This is a genomic window from Arcobacter lacus, from assembly GCF_003063295.1.
GTDB classification, from domain to species: domain Bacteria; phylum Campylobacterota; class Campylobacteria; order Campylobacterales; family Arcobacteraceae; genus Aliarcobacter; species Aliarcobacter lacus.
In genome coordinates this window covers 149,740-171,604 of sequence record NZ_MUXF01000001.1, presented here as the reverse complement: position 1 = coordinate 171,604, position 21,865 = coordinate 149,740, and the positions used below count along the sequence as shown (strand labels likewise).

Sequence of the window (21,865 nt, the reverse complement as noted above, 5' to 3'; positions counted from 1 at the left end):
TATATAGTAATATTTTTAATATTAGAGGTAAAATTTGCATAGAGATTTAGTTTTAAATATAAAAGATTTAACTTTTTATTACAAAAAAGAAAATCCTATTTATAAAAATTTTTTATTAGAGCTAAAAAAAGGTGAACTTGTAACTATATTCGGAAAAAGTGGAAGTGGAAAAACTACACTTTTTGAGTTAATAATTGGAAGTTTAAAACCGATAAATGGAATAATAGAAAAATCAACAATTTCTATGATATTTCAAGATCCATTTAACTCTTTTCATCCAACATATAAAATTATTGAACAAATTAAAGATGTTGTGAAAAGAGATTTTACAACAGAACTTCAAAGCTTATTAAAAAAACTTAACTTAACAAATGAAATTTTAGAAAAATATCCATATCAGTTAAGTGGAGGACAACTTCAAAGATGTTCTATTTTAAGAGCAATATTAATGAAACCAGATTTACTTTTGATAGATGAACCAACATCTGCTTTAGACAATATTATAGCTTATGATGTTATGAAATTATTGATTACTCTTTTAGAAAATTGTGCTATTTTGTTAATAACTCATGATTTAGATATGGCAAAATGGTGTAGTGATAAAATTATAAGGTTGGAAACTGATGCAAGAAAATAAAAAAGCTTTAGTGCTATTAAATATGGGTGGAGCAAGAAATAAAGGTGAATTAAAGATGTTTTTGACAAATATGTTTAATGATGAAAATATTCTGACAATCAAAAATGCTTTTATTCGAAAAATGGTAGCTACATTTATTACTAATTCAAGATTGGATAATGCGTGGAAGAACTATGAAAAAATTGGAAACTTTTCACCAATAAATCCTTTAACAGAACAACTAATAAATAAATGTAATGATAAAATAGAAAATTATAAAACTTATCAAGTTATGAGATATACTCCACCTTTTGCGAAAGAAACAATATCTCAAATGAAAAAAGATGGAATAAAAGAAGTTCTTTTACTTCCTTTATATCCTCAATATTCTACAACAACAACAAAATCATCTTTAGAAGATTTTATAAAATTTGCAAAAAATAGTTTTAATCTAAAAATTATTGAAACATTTTATAAAAATGATAAATTTAATGAGTGTATTGTAAATGAAATTTTAAATAATGTAAAAGATGAAACTTCATATAATCTTATATTTTCAGCTCATGGACTTCCTCAAAAGATAGTTGATGCAGGTGATCCTTATGAAAAACAGATGAATGAGCATGTAAAAATTTTGAGTGAAGAATTACAAAAAAGAGGAAAAAATTTTAAATCTATAAATTTAGCATATCAGTCTAAAGTTGGACCTTTAAAATGGCTTGAACCTTCACTTGAAGATATGTTAAAAAATTTTAAAGATGAAAATGTAATTATTTATCCATTATCATTTATTGTTGATAATTCTGAAACAGTTTTTGAACTTGATATTGAATATAAAGAAATAGCTCATGAAATAGGAATAAAAGAGTATAAAGTTTGTAGTTGTGTCAATGATAGTGAAGAATTTATTGAAACTATAAAAGATATTATAAAAATATAAGAAAGAATTAGATGGAAAATCAAGTTTTATTAGATATTGCAAAGAAAGCTATTCAAAAAAGATTTGATGAAAGTATATTGATAGATAAAGAAAAACTTTTAAAAGATTTTCCAAAACTTAAGAATATTGGTGCTACTTTTGTAACTTTAACTTTAGATGGACAACTTCGTGGTTGTATTGGCACACTTTATGCATATAGAAGTTTGCTTGATGATTTGATTTCTAACTCTTATGCCGCTGCTTTCGAAGATCCAAGATTTTATGAATTAAGTTTAGAAGAATTTGAAAAAATAAATATTGAAATTTCTATTTTAACAGCACCTATTGAAATAATATATAAAGATTTAGAAGATTTAAAATCAAAACTAAAACCAAATATTCATGGAGTAATTTTGCAATATCATGGTAGAAAAAGCACTTTTTTACCACAAGTTTGGGAACAACTTCCAACTTTTGAAGATTTTTTTGCTCATCTTTGTCATAAAGGAAGTTTTGAGATAGATTTAGATTTTCATCCACAAATTTTTATTTATGAAGTGAAAAAAATAAAATGACTATAAGGAAAGCAGTTGTTAGTGGAAGTTTTTATCCAAATGATAAAGATGAAATCTTAAAATATATAGAACATTTTAATAGTGTTGATTTAAAGCTAAATGGTTTTGAAAATATTAAAGCTATTATTGTCCCTCATGCTGGATATGTTTATAGCGGATTTACTGCAAATTTAGCTTATAAATTGGCTTGCAAAAAAAGTTTTAAAAGAGTTATTATTATTGGAGTATCTCATAGAGTTTTTTTAAATGGAGCTAGCGTAGCACTTTATGATGAGTATGAAACTCCATTAGGAAATTTAAAAATAGATAAAGATTTTAGTCAAAAACTTATAAATAAATTTGATTTTTTAAATTTTGATGCTGAATGTGAATTTGAACATTCAACTGAAACTCAAATGCCTTTTATAAGACATTATTTTGAAGATATCAAAATAGTTGAGATAGTTTATGGTGATATCGATTACAAAGATTTAGAAAAAGTGATAGAAGATATTTTAAAGAATGATGAAAATCTAATAGTTATAAGTTCTGACTTGAGTCATTTTTATACTCAAGAAGAAGCACAAAAACTAGATAATATTTGTTTAAATGCTATTGAAAAACAAAATTTAGAACTTTTTAACCATTGTGAAGCTTGTGGAAAAACTGGATTAGAATCCATAATTGATTTTTCAATTAAAAATAAATTGAAAACAAAAGTTTTACATTATTGTACAAGTGCAAATTTTTCAAATGATAAAAGTAGAGTTGTTGGATATACATCAGCACTTATAGGAGATTAAATGTTTGTTTTAAAAAAAATTATTTCAGCCTTCTTTTTACCCATTCCAATAGGACTTATTCTACTTTTTTTAGCTTTGTTTTTTTTACTAAAAAACTCATATGAAAAAGCAAAAATATTTTTAGTTTTAGGATTTTTGTGGTTTGCCCTTTTATCAAATCAAACTATTTCAAATATGATTATATCTCCCCTTGAAAATGCTTATCCAGCATTAAAAGAGACACCAAAAGATATAAAATATATTTTAGTTTTAGGAAATGGACATAAAACAAATGATAATTTTCCTATAACTTCTGAATTAAATACAACAGCTATAAATAGACTTATTGAAGGTATAAGACACTATAAAAACTTAGAAAATTCAAAATTAATAGTTTCAGGTTATAGTTTTGATGATGTAAACTCTCATGCTCAAATGCAAAAAAAATTAGCAATAAGTTTAGGAGTAAATGAAGCAGATATTATTACTCTTGATACTCCAAAAGATACAAAAGAAGAAGCAATCGAAGCTAAAAAAATAGTAGGAAATCAAAAACTTATTCTTGTAACAACAGCAAGTCACATGAAAAGAGCCGTTATGTTGTTTGAAAAAGAAGACTTAAATATAATTGCTAGTCCTACAAATCATAAATTTTTTACAAGCACTTATCCAACTTCATATTTTAATGCAACAAATATCAAAAAAGTTGAGTTAGCATTCCACGAATATTTAGGAATGATTTATTCATATGCAAAAGGTGAAATTTAGAAAGATTAATCCACATTTAGATAAAATTGCAACAAAGTTGCAAATTAAGGTTTTTAGTGGAATTAATAAATATAAGCAATTTATCTTTTAAATATCAGAAAACAAATGTATTAGAAAATATAAATTTATCTATCAAAAGTGATGATTTTTTGGCTATTATTGGACCAAATGGTGGTGGAAAATCAACTCTTTTAAAACTCATTTTAGGTTTATTAGAACCTCAAAGTGGAACAATAATAAAAAATATTAAAACAAGCCAAATGGGATATGTTCCCCAAAATACAAACTTAAATATGGATTTTCCTATAACGGCACTTGAAATTGTTTTAATGGGACATATAACTTCAAAAAGAAAATTATTTGGATATTCAAAAGAGGATATAGCTTGTGCCAAATTATCTTTGGAACAAGTTGGAATGAGCGCATACGCAAACTCTAAAATTGGAGATTTAAGTGGGGGACAAAGGCAAAGAGTTTTTATAGCACGAGCACTTTGTTCAAATCCTAAAATTCTACTTTTAGATGAACCAACAGCAAGTATAGATGTAAAAGGACAACAAGAAATATATGATTTATTACAAGGGTTAAATAAACAAATATGTGTTGTTGTTATAAGCCATGATATTTCAGTTTTATTAAATTATGCAAAAAAAGTAGCACACATAAATAAAAATATAGTTTATCACTCTTTAGAAAATGTACAAAAAAATTTAACAACACAAAATGAACACTTATGCGAAGTTGAACTTCTTTCAGCTTTAGGTAAAACTCAAATTTGTTGTAATCATAGTCATTAAAGGATAAAAAATGTTTGAAGTTTTACAATATGATTTTATTCAAAATGCTTTGATTTCAGGAATTTTAATCTCTATTGCAGCTGGAATTATAGGTTCACTTGTAGTTGTAAATAAAGTTACATTTCTAACAGGTGGAATAGCTCATAGTTCTTATGGTGGAATTGGACTTGCTATTTATTTAGGAATTCCTGTACTTTTAGGAGCAACAATTTTTGCAGTGATTACAGCTATTTTAATCGCTTTTATAACTTTAAAAAATAGAACAAGAATTGATGCTATTATTGGTATGATGTGGGCAAGTGGTATGGCAATAGGAATTATTTTTGTGGATTTAACTCCTGGCTATAATGTAGATTTGATGAGTTATTTGTTTGGAAGTATTATTGCAGTTTCACATCAAGATATAATTTATATGACTCTTTTAGATATTTTTATAATTGCAATTGTTGTATTTTTTTATAAACAAATACTTGCAGTTTCATATGATAGTGAATTTGCAAGTCTTAGAGGAATAAATGTAGAGTTTTTTTATACTTTAATTTTGATTTTATCAGCACTTTGTGTTGTTGCTGCAATTAAAGCAGTTGGACTTATACTTGTTATTGCACTTCTTACAATTCCTACTTATTTAGCAGAAACTTTTGCAAGTAGACTTTCAAATATGATGATAATTAGCGCTATTTTAGCTACAATATTCACTATTATTGGACTTATTGTTTCATACCTTTATGATATTAGTTCAGGTGCAAGTATTATTATGGTGGCAGTTGTGATTTTAGGAGTTGTAAAACTTTTGAAATTAAAAAAATAAAAAAAAATCGGAAAGACCAAAATGAATGAAAAAATAGAAATAGGAAAAATAAATACTTTAAAAGTAAATAGAGTAAGTGAACCAGGAATTTATTTGATAAGTGGCGATGAAACAGAAGTTTTATTGCCAAATGCTTATGTTGAAAAATCAATGTTAGTTGATAGTTTGTTAGATGTGTTTATTTATACAGATAGTGAAGATAGACTTGTAGCAACTACTCTTAAACCATATTTATATCTACATGAATTTGCTTTTTTAAAAGTTGTAGATACTGCAAAATTTGGGGCATTTGTTGATATTGGTTTACCAAAAGATATTTTAGTTCCAAAAAATAGACAAAAAAGTAGTTTTAATGTTGGTTCATACAAAGTTTTACAATTACAATTAGATGAAAAAACAAATAGACTTATAGCTTCTGAAAAATATGATTTATTAAAAAAAATAAGAAACTTAGAAAAAAATGATGAAGTAGAAATAATCCTTTATTCTAAAACACCATTAGGTTATAAAGTAATTGTAAATAATCGTTATGAAGGTATGATTTTCCATAGTGAAGTTTTTGAAAATTTAAAAATTGGTGATAAAAAAAGAGCTTATGTAAAAAATGTGAGAGAAGACAATAAACTTGATATTTCTTTACAAAAAATAGGTCAAAAAATAGTAGATGATAAAGTTTTTGAAGTTTTAGAAAATAATGGTGGAGAACTGAATTTTACATATAAAAGTGAAGCAGAAGATATAAAAGAAGTTTTTGGAATAAGTAAAAAATCTTTTAAAGCATCTTTAACAAAACTTTTAAGTGAAAATAAAATAATTTTAGAAGAAAATTGCATAAGGATAAAATAAAAAATATCTTGATTTAGAATAAGAGTATTTTTATCCGATTTGACTATAATTTCAAAAATATATTAATAAAGGATTTATAAATGGCAACAGTAAAATTTAAAGGTGAACTTGAAGTAACTTTAAATGGTACAGAATTAAATGTTGGTGATATTGCTCCAGTTGTTACAGTTGTAGGACAAGATTTAAGTGATATTACTATTGGTGGACAAAATGGAAAAGCTCAAGTTATTGTAGTTGTTCCTTCTTTAGATACAGGTGTTTGTGCAACTGAAACTAGAAGATTTAATAGCGAAGCAGCAAAAATTGAAAATGCAGAAGTTATTGTAGTTTCTATGGATTTACCATTTGCTATGAAAAGATTCTGTACAACAGAAGGAATAGAAAACTTAAAAGTTGGATCAGATTTTAGAGCAAAAGCTTTTGCAAAATCTTATGGTGTTTTACAAGCAAATGGACCATTATCTGGACTTACAGCTCGAGCAATATTTATCATAAATGCTTCAGGAAAAATTGTTTATAAACAAATAGTTCCAGAAATTACAGCTGAACCAGATTATGATGCAGTTTTAGAAGCTGCAAAAGGTGCTACATCAACTTCTTGTTGTGGAAGTTGTCACTAATTTTTAAAGCCACTTTTGTGGCTTTAAACTTTTATATTCCTCTTTTTTTTCTTTCGATTAACCAAAAATAGTTATAATATGTACAATAATAATTTTTTATAAAGGAGAAATTATGTTCAAAAATTTATTTAAAATGATGCTTTTATTGAGTTTAGGGTTTTTAACGTTAAATGCTTCAGTTGTAAATGATGGATTTGAAGAGTTAGAAAAAGGAAATGTTTTAGAAGCTGCAAATATTTTTCAAAACAGTTGTAATGAAGGTGCAAGTTCTGGTTGTTATAATCTAGGACTTATGTATTACAAAGGTGATAAAATTGCGAAAAATTATCCAAAAGCAGTACAACTTTTTTCAAAAGCTTGTGATTTAGGACATACAAATGCTTGTTACAATTTGGCTTATATGTATGAAAATGCACAAGAAGTAAAAGACTCTTTTAAAGCTGTTGAACTATATGAAAAACTTTGTAATCAAGGAATTAGTGCAGCTTGTTATAATCTTGGAACTATGTATGAAACTGGTGATGGAGTTGAAAGGCATACTTTTAAAGCAGTTGAATTTTTAACAAAAGCTTGTGATTTAAATCATGCAAAAGCTTGTTATAACTTAGCTGTAAAATACCAAAATGAAGATGGAGTTGAAAAAGCACCTTTAAAAGCTGCAAACTTATATATAAAAGCTTGTGATTTAGGAAATGCATCAGCTTGTTATAATCTTGGAATTATGTATAGTGATGGTAAGTTCTTTGCAAAAAATAGTGCAAATGCAAAAGAGTATTTTAGAAGAGCTTGCGATATGAATTTTGATGAAGCTTGTAAAGCTCACAATAATCTCAATAAATAAATTAAAAAAGGCAATTCAACTATTTAGTTGAAATTGCCTTTTTTATCTAACTTTGTAAAAATACGAATATAAATTATTTCAGCTATTAATTCTACAAATGTTTGAGTTACAATAACTGCTGGAAGTAGTGGCAAAGCATTTGGTACTGCTAATGCTAAAGGTAAAATAACTAAAGAGTTTCTTGTTGATGAACTAAAAGCTACTGAAACTTTTTCCTCTTTTTTTAATTTGAATAGTTTTCCTACACTTATCCCAATCATTGGAGCAATAATTGCAAATACCACATAAATAGGAATAACATACAAAATATCATTTATTGCTAAACTTAATCGTGGAACAACAGCTAAAATAACAATAAATAGAACTAAAGCAGTTGATGGAACTGGTAAAATATTAAATACATCTACGATTTTTTCTCCAAAATTACTTTTTTTAGACCAAATTTGAAATATAGTTGCAAGAGAAAATGGAATTAGAATCAAAAAAATAAATGCTTCAATAAATGGTGAAATTTCTACAAGTAAAGAAGCTTCTTCTCCTAAAAAAATGTTTAGATAAATTGGTAATAATGCCATTTGAACTATCAATAAAATGGGAGTTGAACTAAGAAGAAGTTTTGCATTTGCTTTTCCTAGGTGTGAAAATGTAACAACATAATCAATACAAGGAGTTAATAAAACAAACAAAACTCCCAATTTTAAAAGTGGATTATCTGGTAAAAATTGTATAAGACCAAAAACAATAATTGGAATAATAATAAAGTTTGAAAAAAGCAAAGCAAAAATAAATTTAATATTTTTAAAGGCAGAAGTTAGCTCTGATATAGGAACTTGCAAAAAAGTTACAAATAGCATTAGTGCTAAAGCTGGATTGATTGCTGTTTCAAGATATGATGTATTTGGAATACAAAAAGTAATCAATATTGCAATTGCAATAGTTGTAAAATAGATATTTATTTGATAATTTTCTAATAAATTTTTTATTTTTAATAAATTCATAAAAACCTTTATTTTATTGTTTTAAATCAATGATATTGATATTTATAATAGCTAAAATCAAATAAAAAATTTAGGAGAATTTATGCTTTCTTGGTACAAAAAATTTACCTCACAGCCACATCAGCCTTTTTTTGTAAATGGTGTTTTATTTTTTGCTCTTTTTATGATGTTATTTATTTTGATTTATTCAAGTATTTTAGATATTCAAGCGCCATTACTTGTATATCATGCTTATAGTTTGGTATTTGTTGTTTTTATTCAGTTTTTTTTAGGCTTTTTATTTGTTGTTTTCCCAAAATTTTTGATGCAAAGTGAAATTGCTTCAAAAGATTATATGCGACTATTTTATATATATTTTATTTCAAGTTTAGGAATATTTTTAAGTTTAATCTTTTATTCTAAAATCACTATTGTTTTTCAAGTTTTACTTTTAATTGCACAAATTCTTAGTTTTAATCTTCTTTATAATATTCATAAAAAAAGTGTTATTAAAGTAAAAGAAGATACAAAATGGGTTTTAATAGCTTTTTTTGTAGGACTTATTTCTCATTTTGTGTTTTTGGTTTCAAATTTAGATTTTATAAATTCATATTTTTTCTCAAAACTTTCGATTAATAGTGGATTTTATCTTTTTTTGTTTATGATTATTTTTACTATTGCTCAAAGAATGATTCCTTTTTTTACAACAGCAAAAGCTCCAAATTATGTGATAAATAAAAGCCCTAAAATAGTTCAAACAATCTTTTTATTATTAGTTTTAAAAGTTTTTTTATTGTCTTTTGAAAATGCAAAATTAAATCTTATTGCTGATATTCCACTTTTATATGTGATAACAAAAGAGTTGATAAGATGGAAATTACCATTATTTAAAGTTCCTTCTATTGTTTGGGTTTTATATCTTGGACTTTATTGGATAGTTGTTGCTTTTTTTATTTCTATAACAGAAAGTGTCTTTGCATTTGTTGCTCCAAATTTTTATTTTGAAAAAGCTGTTATTCATACTTTAGCTTTAGGGTATTTTGTAACATTGCTTCTTGGTTTTGGAACAAGAGTTATTTTAGGACATTCTGGAAAAGTAATTATCGCAAATAAATTTGCAACTTTTATATTTATTGTTATGCAATTTGTTGTACTACTTAGAATTTTTTCTTCTATTAGTATAAATTTTGATTCTGATTATATATTCTTTATAAATCTTACAGCTACAATCTTTGTCCTTCTTTTAGCTGTTTGGTCTAGCAAGTATATAACTATATTACTTGAAAAAGAAAAAAAGTGGAATACCAATTAACTCTTTGTTAATTTATGGTTGGATTTTAGTTAATTGTGAGTTACTATAATTTTTTTATGGATAAGTAATTGAGCAACTTATTCATATGAGTATTTTAAGATGAGATTTCTTAAATAGATAATTTTTTATGTTTCCTTGTGTGAAAAAGGACGCTTCCCCTAGGCGTCCTTTTTTCTTTTCTATCTTTTTAAACCTTTTATGTTAGTATTCCCAAATGATTTCACTTTTTAAACACACAAACGATTAATTTTTATGCCTTTATCAAATCTAAATCAAGAACAATTACAAGCAGCAACTTGCCATCAAGGATTTAACCTTATAATTGCAAGTGCAGGAACAGGAAAAACTTCAACAATTGTTGGAAGAATTGCTTATTTATTAAATAGTGGGATAAATCCAAAAGAGATTTTACTTTTAACTTTTACAAATAAAGCAGCAGCAGAAATGATAAATAGAGTTGCAAAATTTTTTGGAAAAGATATAGCAAAAGAGATTATGGCGGGAACTTTTCACTCTGTTTCATATAAACTTCTAAAAGAACTAAATGTAAATATTACTTTAAAACAACCAAATGAACTAAAAACACTTTTCAAATCAATATATGAAAAAAGAGTTTTTTTTGATAGAAGTGATGAGGTAGCACCTTATGATGGTGGATATTTATATGATATGTACTCTTTATATTTAAATTCAAATGATGGAGAAGATTTTGCTTCTTGGATAGTATCAAAAAACTCTTCTCATGAAATATATACTTTGATTTATGAAGATGTTGTTGATGAATTTAACGAACTAAAAACAAAATATGGTTATGTAAACTTTGATGATTTACTCACAACTATGCTTAAAATTTTAAAAGAGAAAGATTTTGATTTTAAAGAGATACTTGTTGATGAATACCAAGATACAAATCCTCTTCAAGGAAGACTTCTTGATTCTTTTAGACCAAAATCACTTTTTTGTGTTGGAGATTATGACCAAAGTATTTATGCTTTTAATGGTTCTGATATAGGAATAATCTCTACATTCTCAACAAGATACAAAGATGCAAATGTTTTTACTTTAAGAAAAAACTATCGTTCAACAAAACCTATTTTGGATTTAGCAACAAAAGTTATAGAGTTTAATGAAAGAGTTTATGAAAAAAAACTCGAAGTTGTAAGAAAAGAAGATATTTATAAACCAAAACTTTTGGCTTTTAATGAACTTTTTTCACAATATGAATATATTTCGCAACTTATTTCAAAAAGTCAAACACCTCATAGTGAAATAGCAATAATATATAGAAATAACTCAAGTGCAGATGGAATAGAAGCAAATTTAAGAGAATTTGGAATTGCAGCTAAAAGAAAAGGTGGAATGAGCTTTTTTGACTCAGTTGAAGTAAAATTTATACTTGATATCTTAGTGATGCAAGTATCTCACAATGATATGATGGCATTTATTCATATAGTTGAACATGGAAAAGGAATAGGAAAAGCTATCGCAAAAGATATTTTTGATGCTTTAATTAAACTTGGTGATGGAGATATTATAAGAGGATTATTTCAACCTAGAATTGATATCTCAAATCCTTATGAAACAAAAGTAAAAAATCAACAATTAGGACTTTTTGATGATTTTATAGAGTTAGGTTCAATTTCAAAATTTAAAGATTGTAACTTTGAAGAGACATTTTTAAGTAATCCTATATTAAAACATCCAAAGTTAAGTGTTGATGGTGGAAAATATCTTTATGATATTTATTTACTTTTAAAACATTTAAGAAGAACAAAAATTCCTGAAACATTAGTTGCAAGTATATCTTCTTCGATGGCTTATTCAAAACTAAAAGATTTTTTAGCAACAAAAAGAGCAACACAAAAAGATGGAACAATAAACGATATTCAAAAAACAAAAGCATTAGCAAAAATAAATAGAAAAGCGATGCTTTTAAAAAATCTAGCAAGAAATTTTAATGATTTATCGAAGTTTATAAACTCTATGATTTTAGGTGGAAGCGAAATGAGTGAAGGTGAGGGTGTAAATCTACTTTCTATTCACGCAAGTAAAGGTTTAGAGTTTAAAGAAGTTTATGTAATAGATTTAATGGATGGAAGATTTCCAAATAGAAAACTTATGAGTAAAGGTGGAAGTTTAGAAGAAGAACGAAGACTTTTTTATGTTGCAGTGACGCGTGCGAAAGATATTTTGTATTTATCTTATGCAAAATATGACAAAATAAAAAAGATGACATTTGTAGCAAGTCCCTTTTTAAAAGAAGCAGGAATGGCTATAAATGAAGAAGAAAATTCTTAACTTTAAGTCAATTATAATAGAATATAAATATTTTTTTAGGTAGAAAATGGAAAAAATTATTTTAATAATAACAGTATGTATGATAATTATGGCATCTCCAATTATCTCAAAAATGATAAAAACACCAGTTGTTGTTGTAGAGATAACTTTGGGATTACTTTGTGGATATTTAGGTTTAATTTATGATGATGAAACTCTAAAATTAGTTGCTAAATTTGGATTTGTATATTTGATGTTTCTAGCAGGACTTGAAATAAACTTTAAGCTTGTAAAAATCATAAAAGCAACTTTGGCTGTAAATGTAATACTTTATTTTATTTTATTATATACAATCTCTGGACTTGTTTGTTGGTTGTTTGATTTAGGACTTACGTATTTTGTAGCTCTTCCAATTTTCTCTTTGGGTATGATAATGATGCTGATAAAAGAGTATGGAAAAGAGCAACCTTGGCTAAATCTTGCCTTATCAATTGGGGTTGTTGGAGAAATCATTAGTATTTTAGCCTTAACTTTATTTAGTGGTTGGACAGAATATGGATTTACAAGTAGCTTCTTCTATTCGATTTTAACTATACTTTCTGTTATTGTTGGAATAGTACTTCTTCTTAGAATCTCATATGTTATTTTTTGGTGGTTTCCAGAAATAAAGAACTTTATTATTCCAGAAAATCAAAATGATAAGCATGACCAAGATATAAGATTTTCTTTGTCTTTACTTTTAATTTTTGTTTCAATTATGCTGATACTTAAAATAGATGTTGTTTTAGGAGCATTTACAACAGGAATTTTCTTTAAGATGTTTTTTAACCAAAAATATGAATTATTAGAAAAAATAGAATCTTTTGGTTATGGTTTTTTTGCACCAATATTCTTTATATATACAGGTTCAACTGTAAAATTAGATATGGTAACTCTAGATATTTTACATCATTCTATTTTTATAATATGTGCGATAATAGTGATTAGACTTATTAGTTCTTATTTAGTTTTTTATAATTATTTAAAATTTAAACAAACAATGCTTTTTGCACTCAGTGATTCTATGCCTTTAACTTTTATGGTTGCAATAGCAATGCTTTCATATAATTATGGACTTATTTCTCAAGCTGAATATTTTTCATTTATTATTGCTAGTATGGCTGATGGTCTTATTCTTATGCTTTTAATTAGAAAGTTATACAAAACTTTTGATATGAAAGCTACAAAAATATAAATAGAGTTTTTAACTCTATTTCCTTCAAAATCTCGTACCACTATTTATAAGTAAAAACTAGATATAATCTAACTTATTTCAAAAAAATTATAGGATTTTTAATGAGTGAAAAATATGAACCATCAAAGGTAGAAGATAGTTTTTATAAGATTTGGGAAAGTAGAGGATATTTTGAAATAGATGGAAATAAATCTATTCAAGAAGCGGGAAAAAACTTTGCTATTATGATGCCACCACCAAATGTAACAGGTAGTTTACATATTGGGCATGCACTTACATTTACATTACAAGATATTATTACAAGATATAAAAGAATGGATGGTTTCAAAACGCTTTGGCAACCTGGAACTGACCACGCAGGTATTGCAACTCAAAATGTTGTTGAAAAACAACTTTTAGCTGAGGGTACTACAAAAGAAGAACTAGGACGTGAGAAATTTCTAGAAAGAGTTTGGAAATGGAAAGAGTTCTCAGGTGGAACTATAGTTCATCAAATGAGAAAGTTAGGAGTAAGTCCAGCTTGGTCTAGAGAGCGATTTACTATGGATGAAGGATTAAAAGAGGCTGTAAAAGAAGCTTTTGTTCATCTATACAATGAAGGAATGATTGTTCAAAATAACTATATGGTTAACTGGTGTACACACGATGGTGCGTTATCAGATATCGAAGTTGAACATGATGAAGTTCAAGGTAAATTTTATCATATGAACTATCATTTTGCAGATGGAAGCGGATACGTAACAGTTGCAACAACTAGACCTGAAACATACTTTGGAGATACAGCTATTATGGTTCATCCAAATGATGAAAGATATAAAGCTATAGTTGGAAAAGAAGTTGTACTTCCTTTAACGACAAGAAAAATCAAAGTAATTACTGATGAGCATGTTGATATGGAATTTGGAACAGGTGTTGTAAAAGTTACTCCTGCTCATGACCAAAACGACTACGAAGTAGGTAAACGTCACGATTTAGAATTTATTACTTGTTTTGATGAAAAAGGTATTTTAAATGACTATTGTGGAGAGTTTGCTGGACTTGAAAGATTAGAAGCACGACCAATTATTGTAAAAAAACTTCAAGATGAGGGATTTATAGTAAAAATTGAAGAGCATGTTCATCAAGTAGGGCATTGTTACAGATGTAAAAATATTGTTGAACCATATATCTCTAAACAATGGTTTGTACGAAAAGAAGTTGCAGCAAAATCAATTGAAAAAACTTATGCTGGTGAAACTAAATTTCACCCAAGTCATTGGTTAAATTCATATAGAGCTTGGATGGATGAGTTAAGAGATTGGTGTATCTCTAGACAACTTTGGTGGGGACATAGAATTCCAGTATTCTATTGTGATGATTGCGGACACCAATGGGCAGATAAAAAAGACGAGCCAGAAGCTTGTCCACATTGTTCAAGTAAAAATATTCACCAAGATCCAGATGTTCTTGATACTTGGTTTAGTTCTGCTCTTTGGGCATTTTCACCACTTGGTTGGGGAAATAATGGAAATATGCAAGGAACATTTAACGAATCAGATTTAAAAGATTTTTATCCAAACTCTTTATTAATTACTGGTTTTGATATTATGTTCTTTTGGGTAGCTAGAATGATGATGATGGGTGAACACTTTAGAGGTGAATTACCATTTAAAGATATTTATATGCATGCACTAGTACGTGACGAACATGGTGCAAAAATGTCTAAATCGAAAGGAAATGTAATCGATCCACTTGATATGGTTGAAGAGCATAGTGCTGATATCATCAGATTTACACTTGCATATTTAGCAGTTCAAGGAAGAGATATTAAACTTGGTGCAAAAAACTTAGAGCAATTTAGAAACTTTACAAATAAACTTTATAATGCATCTAATTTCTTAAGCCTAAATGTTGATACATTCCCTGATTTAAAAGATATTGAAATTAAATCTCCTCTTGGACTTTATATGCAAAGTAGACTAAGTGATGCTATTGATGAAGTAAGAGGTGCATTAGAATCTTATAAATTTAATGAAGCAGCTTCAGTTTTATATAGATTTGTATGGACTGAATTTTGTGATTGGGGAATTGAGTATTCAAAAGCTAGTAAAGATAGTATTGTTGAACTTGGGGCAATTTTCAAAGAGACTTTAAAAATGGTTTCTCCATTTATGCCGTTTATTAGTGATTATTTATATCACAAATTAAGTGGAACTTCTTTAGAAGAGGGTGAATCTTTAATGATTATGAACTTCCCTAAAGATGTTAAAAAAGATGATAAAATCGAAGAGATGTTTGCTGTTATCGAAGAAGCAATTACTGCAATAAGACGTGCTAAAGTTATCATAGATATGGGTAACTCAAAAATTGCAAAAGCATATATAAAACTTGATAAATCAATTGATACAGCCGTTGCAAAACCATTTATTGAAAAACTTGCAAAAGTTGATAGTGTTGAGTTTGTAGATGCAAAAGTTGAAAATAGTATCACTGATGTTTCAAATAACTTAGAAGTATATCTTCCAACAAGTGAAATTGATATGAAACCAATCATTGATAAATTGACTAAACAACAAGAAAAAGCACAAAAAGAGTTTGATAAACTAAATGGTATGTTATCAAATGAAAGATTTGTTGCAAATGCTCCTGCTAATGTAATAGAAGAAAATAAAAAAGCATTAGAAGAAGTAAAAACTAGACTTGAAAAAATAGAGACTGAACTTAAAAGTTTGAATTAAATAGTCTAAAAATATAACTTTTTTATCGTTTCTAAATATGTAATATTTAGAAATGATTTCTTTTTTACTAACAATACTAATAATTTACTTTTGAAATAGGCTTGACAATTTAATGCATTTCATATACAATTCTTAATATTAGATAAAAGGATATGTATATGATTATAAAAGATTCACAAGTAGAACTATATTCACAATCACAAAATATTTCTAAACAATCAATTAGCCAAAGCACAAAAAAATTTTATGCTGAAACGAATTCAAATGATATAAAAAATACTAAAGAGGCTTTTCAATTAAATTTTCAATACGAATATAGTAGTACATATACACAATCAAGTAGAGCAGTATATAATTACGAAGAAGATTTAAGTCCTGAAGATAGAATAAAGAAGTTGATTATTGAAATGCTGCTAGAGCAATTCTCAAATCAAAAAATATCTTTATATCCTCAAAAAATGCTAAATACAAATAAAGAAAATTCAACTACAAATTTTCCAAATAATTTTTTTAAAAATCCATATACTAATGAGCTTAATAATGATGGAAAATTAAAAGCCATAGTATTTGAAACAACTGAAGAATATTATGCAAAACAAAGTATTGATTTTTCGGCGAAAGTGAAATTTAATACACCAAATAAAAGTTATGAAATGAATTTAGATATATCTTTTTCTAAAGAGTTTTATGAATCAACTAACACTAGAATAGTTATTGGAGATGAAGCTTTTATTGATCCATTAATTATAAACTTTGGAGAAGATATTAATCCTTTTGAAAATATTAGTTCACTAAAATTTGCTTTTGATTTGAATAGTGATGAACAAGCAGAAATGATTCCATATTTAAAATCTGGCGCAGGGTATTTAGCTTTAGACAAAAATAATAATGGAACTATTGATAATGGAAGTGAACTTTTTGGTCCTCAAACAAATGATGGATTTAAAGAATTAGCAAAATATGATAATGATAAAAATGGCTTCATTGATGAAGCTGATGAAGTTTTTAATAAGTTAAAAATTTGGAGTATTGATGAAAGTGGAAATAGTTCGTTAATTTCATTACTTGATGCAAATGTAGGAGCTATTTATCTTGGAGACATTCAAAGCGGATTTGTTTATAAAGACAGTATTTTTAATACTCAAGCTATACAAAAAAGTAATGGAATTTTTATTAAAGAAGATGGTTCAGGTCTTGGAGTTGTAAATTCTATCGATATAGTAGTTTAAAAAGATAAGTCTAAAAACTTATCTTTTTAAAAAAACATATAAAAATCTAAAACCAAACAATCCTAAAATAGTTACAAAAAACCATAAAAGATTATCAAAAAACTTCTCCTTTACTTTTTCATAAAGCTCAAAATATACTTTCTCTATGTTTGTATTTACATAGATTGTAGCATTTGATTTCCAACTATTACTTATGTCATTTGCTTGTTCTTCAAGATATATTGGAACTAACTCTTTAAACCACAAAGGAGTTGTATAATTCACATTATCATTAGAAACTTGTGCCAAAGTTTTGTCAAAAGAGATAGTTGCTTGTGTATCTACAACTTTTTCAAATTGATTTGTTGCTTTAAATTTTATCGTAAGGCTATTTTGATTTTTGAAATTTTTATTTGGTAAAAAAGTATATATATCTTGACTTGGAACGATAGATTTATTATCTTCATTTGGAATAGAACCATTTAAAGTTAATAACTCTTTTGCAAAATCATCACTTTGCGTACTCATCACAAATCTTCCAAGAGTTTCATCAATAGCAGCATCTGTAACTTCCCAAAGTTGATTTTTATCCAAGTCATTTGAAGCTTTTACTAAATCTTCTTCTTTTATTTCAAATGTACTATTATCAACTTTAATACTTTTAAAGTCACTATTAAAAGTTTGATTTACAATAGATAAAATTTCAGGATTTGTTTTATCTTCTAAAAATTTTTTTAGATTTTCTTGTAGATAAATCGAAGTAGTTTTTGTTTTTAATAAAGATGAAGAAATAGTATCTTCTTTCATCTTTTCAAAATTTACCCAAAAATCCCATACAAAAAATGTAAGAGAAAAAATAGATAAAATTATATATAAAAGTTTTGATTTAAACATATTTCATCACTTTAAAAGATTTTTAATCTCTTCTTCTCCAATCTTTTCATCACTATATTTTATGGCAATAATATTTTCTGTATTATTTATGTACCACTCATCTATTGCATCATTTTGATTTAGTTTTCCACTATTTTCAAGTTTGTATTCATCTAAACTTAAATACAAAGATTTTGTTTTTGATGGATTTGGCATAGTCAAAATTAGGATTGCCCATAAAACACAAATAACAGCGATAATAATAGAAAATGTTGATAAATTGAGGTTATCAAGCATAATTCCACCTAAAAGTCCACCAACAAATGTTCCTAAATATCCAAATGAATTAAATACTCCTAAAACACTTCCTCTTTGGTGTACTTTTGCAAATTTTGAAGCAAGTGATTGCATGATTGGTTCGTGCATATTAAAACCAATAAAGAATATAACTACACCAATTACAAAAACAACCGAACTAGAACTAAATCCTATAACTAAATATGAAATTATAAAAAATAAAATTCCAAGAGCTAAAATCTCTTTGAATTTACCTTTCTTTTCTGCAATAATAGCAGCAGGTGCCATAGATAAAAGTCCAAATATCATAGCAGGAAGATAAACATACCAAAGCTCTTTTTTCTCCCAACCATAAGTTTTTGTTAAGATGATAGGAATTACTAAAAATGCAAATGTCATTAAAGCTTTTTGTAAAAAGTTTGTAATGTTCATTCTTGCAATATTTGCATTTCCTAAAACATCTGATAATCTTAATTTGTCATTATATGTGTGAGTTATTATTGGAGGATTTGGAACTTTTTTTACTAAAATGTAAATAGAAATAAGAGCTAAAAACATAGTAATATAAAATAGAACTGGAACACCTATAAATCCACCAATTAATGGTCCAGCTAACATTGCTATTGCAAAAGCAAGTCCTATAAAAGAACCCATTAAAGCCATAGCTTTTGATCTTTCGTGTTCTTTTACTAAATCACTTATCATAGCAGTTACAACTGCTCCAATAGCACCAGAACCTTGTAAAAGACGACCTAACATCAAAGTATAAATATCAGTCGCAACAGCACAGATTAGCGAACCAGTAGCAAAAAGTAAAAGTCCAGTTATGATTGTACCTTTTCTTCCTAATTTATCACTCATTACTCCAAAAGGAACTTGAAAAACAACTTGTGTTAAAGCATAACCACCAACAACGATACCAACTAAAGTTGCATTTGCACCATCTAAAGATAAAGCATATACAGAAATAACTGGTAATACAATAAAAAGTCCAAAGAATCTAAGGGCTATGATAAAACTCAAAGGCATTACAGATTTAATCATTAATAATCCTAAATATATTATAATTTTGGTTTATTATATAAAAAATTCGATAATAACTAGTATAAAAAGGACAAAGATTGAAAATCGTTTTAGCCTCAGCAAATAAGGGAAAAATAAAAGAGTTCGAAAGACTTCTTCCAAATGATGAAATAGTAGCATTTAGTGAAATTTTAGGAAAAATTGAAATTGATGAAGATAAAGATACTTTTAAAGGTAACGCTATAAAAAAAGCACAAACAATATATGATGAACTTCAAAAAATTAATTTTGGTGATGTTGTTGTGATTTCAGATGATTCAGGAATTAGTGTTCCTGTTTTAGGAAATGCTCCAGGAGTTTATAGTGCTAGATATGCAGGACTTAATGCAAGTGATAAAAAGAACAACGAAAAATTAAAAGCTGAATTAAATAAATTAGGTTTAGAAAAAACTCCTGCTTTTTATACAGCTTGTATTGCAATAGTTTATAAAAATGAAGTTTATACAGTTCATGGTTGGATGTATGGTGAAGTTTTAAATAAAGAGATAGGAACAAATGGCTTTGGATATGACCCTATGTTTATTCCAAATGGATATGATAAAACATTAGGTGAGTTAGATGAAGAAGTTAAAAAAGAGTTTTCTCATAGAAGTAAAGCTTTAAAACTTGCAATGAAAGTTTTAGAAGTTATTCTTTAATAATTTGTTTATGGATTGAAATATCAAAATCTTTTGCTTTTACGAAAATATCTACAATATTTGAATCAATAAGTTTAGTCGCATAAATATCAAATAATTCATCTTCAATTTGAAGGTGAGTTATATCTTTTAAATCATAATCTTTTACAAAATCTTCAAAAAAATTTAGATGATTTTTTGCTTGAATATATAAATATTGGTTTGATAAATTTTGATTTTTTAAGGCTTTTGTCTCTAAAATCAAAACACCTAAATATGAAAAAGTAGAGATTAACACAATAGTAATCAAAAGTGTATAAGCTTTTTTCATAAACTAAATTCCCAAGTTTGAATAATCTTATCTTTAAAATTTATATAAACAGATATTTGTTTTGAAGTTTTCGTAATACTAAACTCTTTTACATCTTTTAATAAAAGATTATTTTCAAAATATAAATTACCATTTGAAAATTGTAGATTTGAAATATTGTATTTATTTTTTTCTATAAAAACTTTTGTTGCTAAAAAATTTATTTTATCAATTTCTAACTCTTGATTATATCTATTTTCTAAACTTAATTCTTTTGTAAAAAGTGTCGAATATATTATAACTATCGAAGAGATTATCAAAGTTATGATTATTTCAAGAAGTGAAAAACTATTTTTCATACTTAAAAAGCTTTATATTTTCATTTTCAAATTGATATTTTGTAACAGTTATATTTTCAATAGTTTCTTTGTTTATAGTAAGTTGTAAAGTTTTAGCTGAGTTTTGAAAACTTCCATAATTTTTTGTATCAAATAGATTTTCTAAATTATTTAGCGACATAAAGTTTTTTGAAGAGTTTTCATCATAATAAGTTGAGTATTTAAACCCAATTATTACGATAAGCAAAAGAGTGATACTAACTAATGTTTCAATTAAAGTAAAACTATTTTTCTGCAAGTTTTAATGCTTTGTTAAAAGAGCTTTCAACCGCTTTTATCATAGCACTTCTTACTCCAGCCTCTTCAAGTTGAGCAAATCCTGCTGCTGTTGTTCCACCTGGACTCATAACAGAATCTTTTATAACTGCTGGATGAGAGTGTCTTAAAAGTGAAGCAGTTCCACTAAATAATCCTTGAACTAAATGCGCACTTAGATGTCTTTCTAATCCAGCTTTTACTGCTCCATCCGCTAAACTTTCAGCGATTAATGCTAAAAATGCAGGACCAGAACCTGTAATTGCACTTGCAATATCAAGTTGAGTTTCTGTATTTACCCAAAGAGCTTCTCCAATACAAGAAAAAATCTCCATAGCAATAGCTTTTGATTCAGCATCACCAGTAATTGTTGTCATAGAATTATGAACTGATGCAGCAATATTTGGCATAGTTCTAATATAATGAGTAGCTTTAATCTGTTTTTTTAAAAAATCAAGTTTTGTTCCAGCTAAAATAGATAATAATATATTCGCACTTCCAATAAGTCTCACAGAAACACTTTCTAAAGCATAAGGTTTTACACAAAATATAACAGTTTTATCTGTGATATCTTCTTTATCTTCTAGTTGTTTTATTGTTATTTGAGGTATTTTCTCTTGAATAATTTTTAATTTTTCAATATCCCTTCCAATCATCTCAACTTCGTACTTTTTTACAAGTCCTTTAGCCAATGCTTGAGCCATAATACCATTACCTATTAGTGTAAGCTTCATCTATATTCCTTTTTTGAAA

At 26.7% G+C, this 21,865-nt stretch carries 23 protein-coding genes; 16 read left to right on the top strand and 7 right to left on the bottom strand.

The features are described 5' to 3' along the window. Positions 1-34: 34 nt before the first annotated feature. From B0175_RS00950 to B0175_RS00905, 10 genes are all read left to right on the top strand, one after another. Complete coding sequence (locus B0175_RS00950) at positions 35-637, top strand: ATP-binding cassette domain-containing protein (RefSeq protein ID WP_108526872.1); 603 nt, start codon at positions 35-37, stop codon at positions 635-637. After that, positions 624-1,556: a ferrochelatase gene (gene hemH / locus B0175_RS00945; protein ID WP_108526871.1), complete on the top strand. Its 933-nt coding sequence runs from the start codon at positions 624-626 to the stop codon at positions 1,554-1,556. The genes B0175_RS00950 and hemH overlap by 14 nt, the downstream gene beginning before the upstream one ends. A gap of 11 nt (positions 1,557-1,567) precedes the next feature. Continuing rightward, positions 1,568-2,110 (top strand): AmmeMemoRadiSam system protein A, encoded by a 543-nt coding sequence (amrA, locus tag B0175_RS00940; protein WP_108526870.1) that lies wholly within the window; start codon positions 1,568-1,570, stop codon positions 2,108-2,110. Next, positions 2,107-2,892: an AmmeMemoRadiSam system protein B gene (amrB, locus tag B0175_RS00935; RefSeq protein WP_108526869.1), complete on the top strand. Its 786-nt coding sequence runs from the start codon at positions 2,107-2,109 to the stop codon at positions 2,890-2,892. The genes amrA and amrB overlap by 4 nt, the downstream gene beginning before the upstream one ends. After that, positions 2,893-3,639, top strand: a complete 747-nt coding sequence (locus tag B0175_RS00930; RefSeq protein ID WP_108526868.1) for an ElyC/SanA/YdcF family protein — start codon at positions 2,893-2,895, stop codon at positions 3,637-3,639. Positions 3,640-3,695: 56 nt separating this feature from the next. Beyond that, on the top strand, positions 3,696-4,436 hold the full coding sequence (locus tag B0175_RS00925; protein WP_108526867.1) for a metal ABC transporter ATP-binding protein: 741 nt from the start codon (positions 3,696-3,698) through the stop codon (positions 4,434-4,436). Between the two features lie 10 nt (positions 4,437-4,446). Next, positions 4,447-5,247, top strand: coding sequence for a metal ABC transporter permease (locus B0175_RS00920; RefSeq protein ID WP_108526866.1), 801 nt, complete (start codon positions 4,447-4,449; stop codon positions 5,245-5,247). Between the two features lie 21 nt (positions 5,248-5,268). Continuing rightward, positions 5,269-6,093 (top strand): CvfB family protein, encoded by an 825-nt coding sequence (locus B0175_RS00915; protein WP_108526865.1) that lies wholly within the window; start codon positions 5,269-5,271, stop codon positions 6,091-6,093. Between the two features lie 80 nt (positions 6,094-6,173). Then, on the top strand, positions 6,174-6,713 hold the full coding sequence (gene prx-suh, locus B0175_RS00910; protein ID WP_004510623.1) for a thiol peroxidase Prx-SUH: 540 nt from the start codon (positions 6,174-6,176) through the stop codon (positions 6,711-6,713). A 112-nt stretch (positions 6,714-6,825) separates the two neighbouring features. Further along, entirely contained in the window at positions 6,826-7,554 is a 729-nt protein-coding gene (locus B0175_RS00905) for a tetratricopeptide repeat protein (RefSeq protein ID WP_108526864.1), read from the top strand. Between the two features lie 23 nt (positions 7,555-7,577). On the opposite strand, the gene B0175_RS00900 is transcribed toward B0175_RS00905, so the two are convergent. After that, positions 7,578-8,552 (bottom strand): arsenic resistance protein, encoded by a 975-nt coding sequence (locus tag B0175_RS00900; protein ID WP_108526863.1) that lies wholly within the window; start codon positions 8,550-8,552, stop codon positions 7,578-7,580. An 82-nt stretch (positions 8,553-8,634) separates the two neighbouring features. Here B0175_RS00900 and B0175_RS00895 point away from each other — a divergent pair, with 82 nt between their 5' ends. The 5 genes from B0175_RS00895 to B0175_RS00875 all read left to right on the top strand — a co-directional run bounded on the left by B0175_RS00895 (position 8,635) and on the right by B0175_RS00875 (position 17,300). Beyond that, the gene (locus B0175_RS00895) at positions 8,635-9,843 is read left to right on the top strand and encodes an NnrS family protein (RefSeq protein WP_108526862.1); all 1,209 of its coding nucleotides are present in this window, start codon (positions 8,635-8,637) and stop codon (positions 9,841-9,843) included. Positions 9,844-10,095: 252 nt separating this feature from the next. Continuing rightward, positions 10,096-12,141: an ATP-dependent helicase gene (locus tag B0175_RS00890; RefSeq protein WP_108526861.1), complete on the top strand. Its 2,046-nt coding sequence runs from the start codon at positions 10,096-10,098 to the stop codon at positions 12,139-12,141. Positions 12,142-12,187: 46 nt separating this feature from the next. Continuing rightward, a complete protein-coding gene (locus B0175_RS00885) occupies positions 12,188-13,354 on the top strand; it encodes a cation:proton antiporter (protein ID WP_108526860.1) in 1,167 nt (388 codons plus the stop codon). 101 nt (positions 13,355-13,455) lie between these two features. Continuing rightward, positions 13,456-16,071, top strand: coding sequence for a valine--tRNA ligase (locus tag B0175_RS00880; protein WP_108526859.1), 2,616 nt, complete (start codon positions 13,456-13,458; stop codon positions 16,069-16,071). 158 nt (positions 16,072-16,229) lie between these two features. After that, positions 16,230-17,300, top strand: a complete 1,071-nt coding sequence (locus B0175_RS00875; RefSeq protein WP_108526858.1) for a hypothetical protein — start codon at positions 16,230-16,232, stop codon at positions 17,298-17,300. Positions 17,301-17,318: 18 nt separating this feature from the next. On the opposite strand, the gene B0175_RS00870 is transcribed toward B0175_RS00875, so the two are convergent. Both B0175_RS00870 and B0175_RS00865 read right to left on the bottom strand, forming a co-directional pair. After that, positions 17,319-18,173, bottom strand: a complete 855-nt coding sequence (locus tag B0175_RS00870) for a LapD/MoxY N-terminal periplasmic domain-containing protein (RefSeq protein WP_108526857.1) — start codon at positions 18,171-18,173, stop codon at positions 17,319-17,321. Between the two features lie 6 nt (positions 18,174-18,179). Further along, on the bottom strand, positions 18,180-19,493 hold the full coding sequence (locus B0175_RS00865) for an MFS transporter (protein WP_108526856.1): 1,314 nt from the start codon (positions 19,491-19,493) through the stop codon (positions 18,180-18,182). 77 nt (positions 19,494-19,570) lie between these two features. Between B0175_RS00865 and B0175_RS00860 the strand changes: the two genes are divergently transcribed. Further along, positions 19,571-20,170 carry a non-canonical purine NTP pyrophosphatase gene (locus B0175_RS00860; RefSeq protein WP_108526855.1) on the top strand — a complete coding sequence of 200 codons (600 nt, stop codon included), beginning with the start codon at positions 19,571-19,573 and terminating at the stop codon, positions 20,168-20,170. Here B0175_RS00860 and B0175_RS00855 read toward each other — a convergent pair. From B0175_RS00855 to B0175_RS00840, 4 genes are read right to left on the bottom strand one after another with little or no spacing between them, the layout of a single operon-like run. Further along, a complete protein-coding gene (locus B0175_RS00855; RefSeq protein ID WP_046995109.1) occupies positions 20,160-20,480 on the bottom strand; it encodes a hypothetical protein in 321 nt (106 codons plus the stop codon). The genes B0175_RS00860 and B0175_RS00855 overlap by 11 nt on opposite strands. Next, the gene (locus B0175_RS00850) at positions 20,477-20,818 is read right to left on the bottom strand and encodes a hypothetical protein (protein WP_108526854.1); all 342 of its coding nucleotides are present in this window, start codon (positions 20,816-20,818) and stop codon (positions 20,477-20,479) included. The genes B0175_RS00855 and B0175_RS00850 overlap by 4 nt, the downstream gene beginning before the upstream one ends. After that, positions 20,808-21,095 carry a type IV pilus modification PilV family protein gene (locus tag B0175_RS00845; protein WP_108526853.1) on the bottom strand — a complete coding sequence of 96 codons (288 nt, stop codon included), beginning with the start codon at positions 21,093-21,095 and terminating at the stop codon, positions 20,808-20,810. Before B0175_RS00845 ends, B0175_RS00850 begins: the two co-directional genes overlap by 11 nt. Next, on the bottom strand, positions 21,082-21,846 hold the full coding sequence (locus B0175_RS00840; RefSeq protein WP_108526852.1) for a pyrroline-5-carboxylate reductase: 765 nt from the start codon (positions 21,844-21,846) through the stop codon (positions 21,082-21,084). The genes B0175_RS00845 and B0175_RS00840 overlap by 14 nt, the downstream gene beginning before the upstream one ends. Between the last annotated feature and the right edge of the window lie 19 nt (positions 21,847-21,865).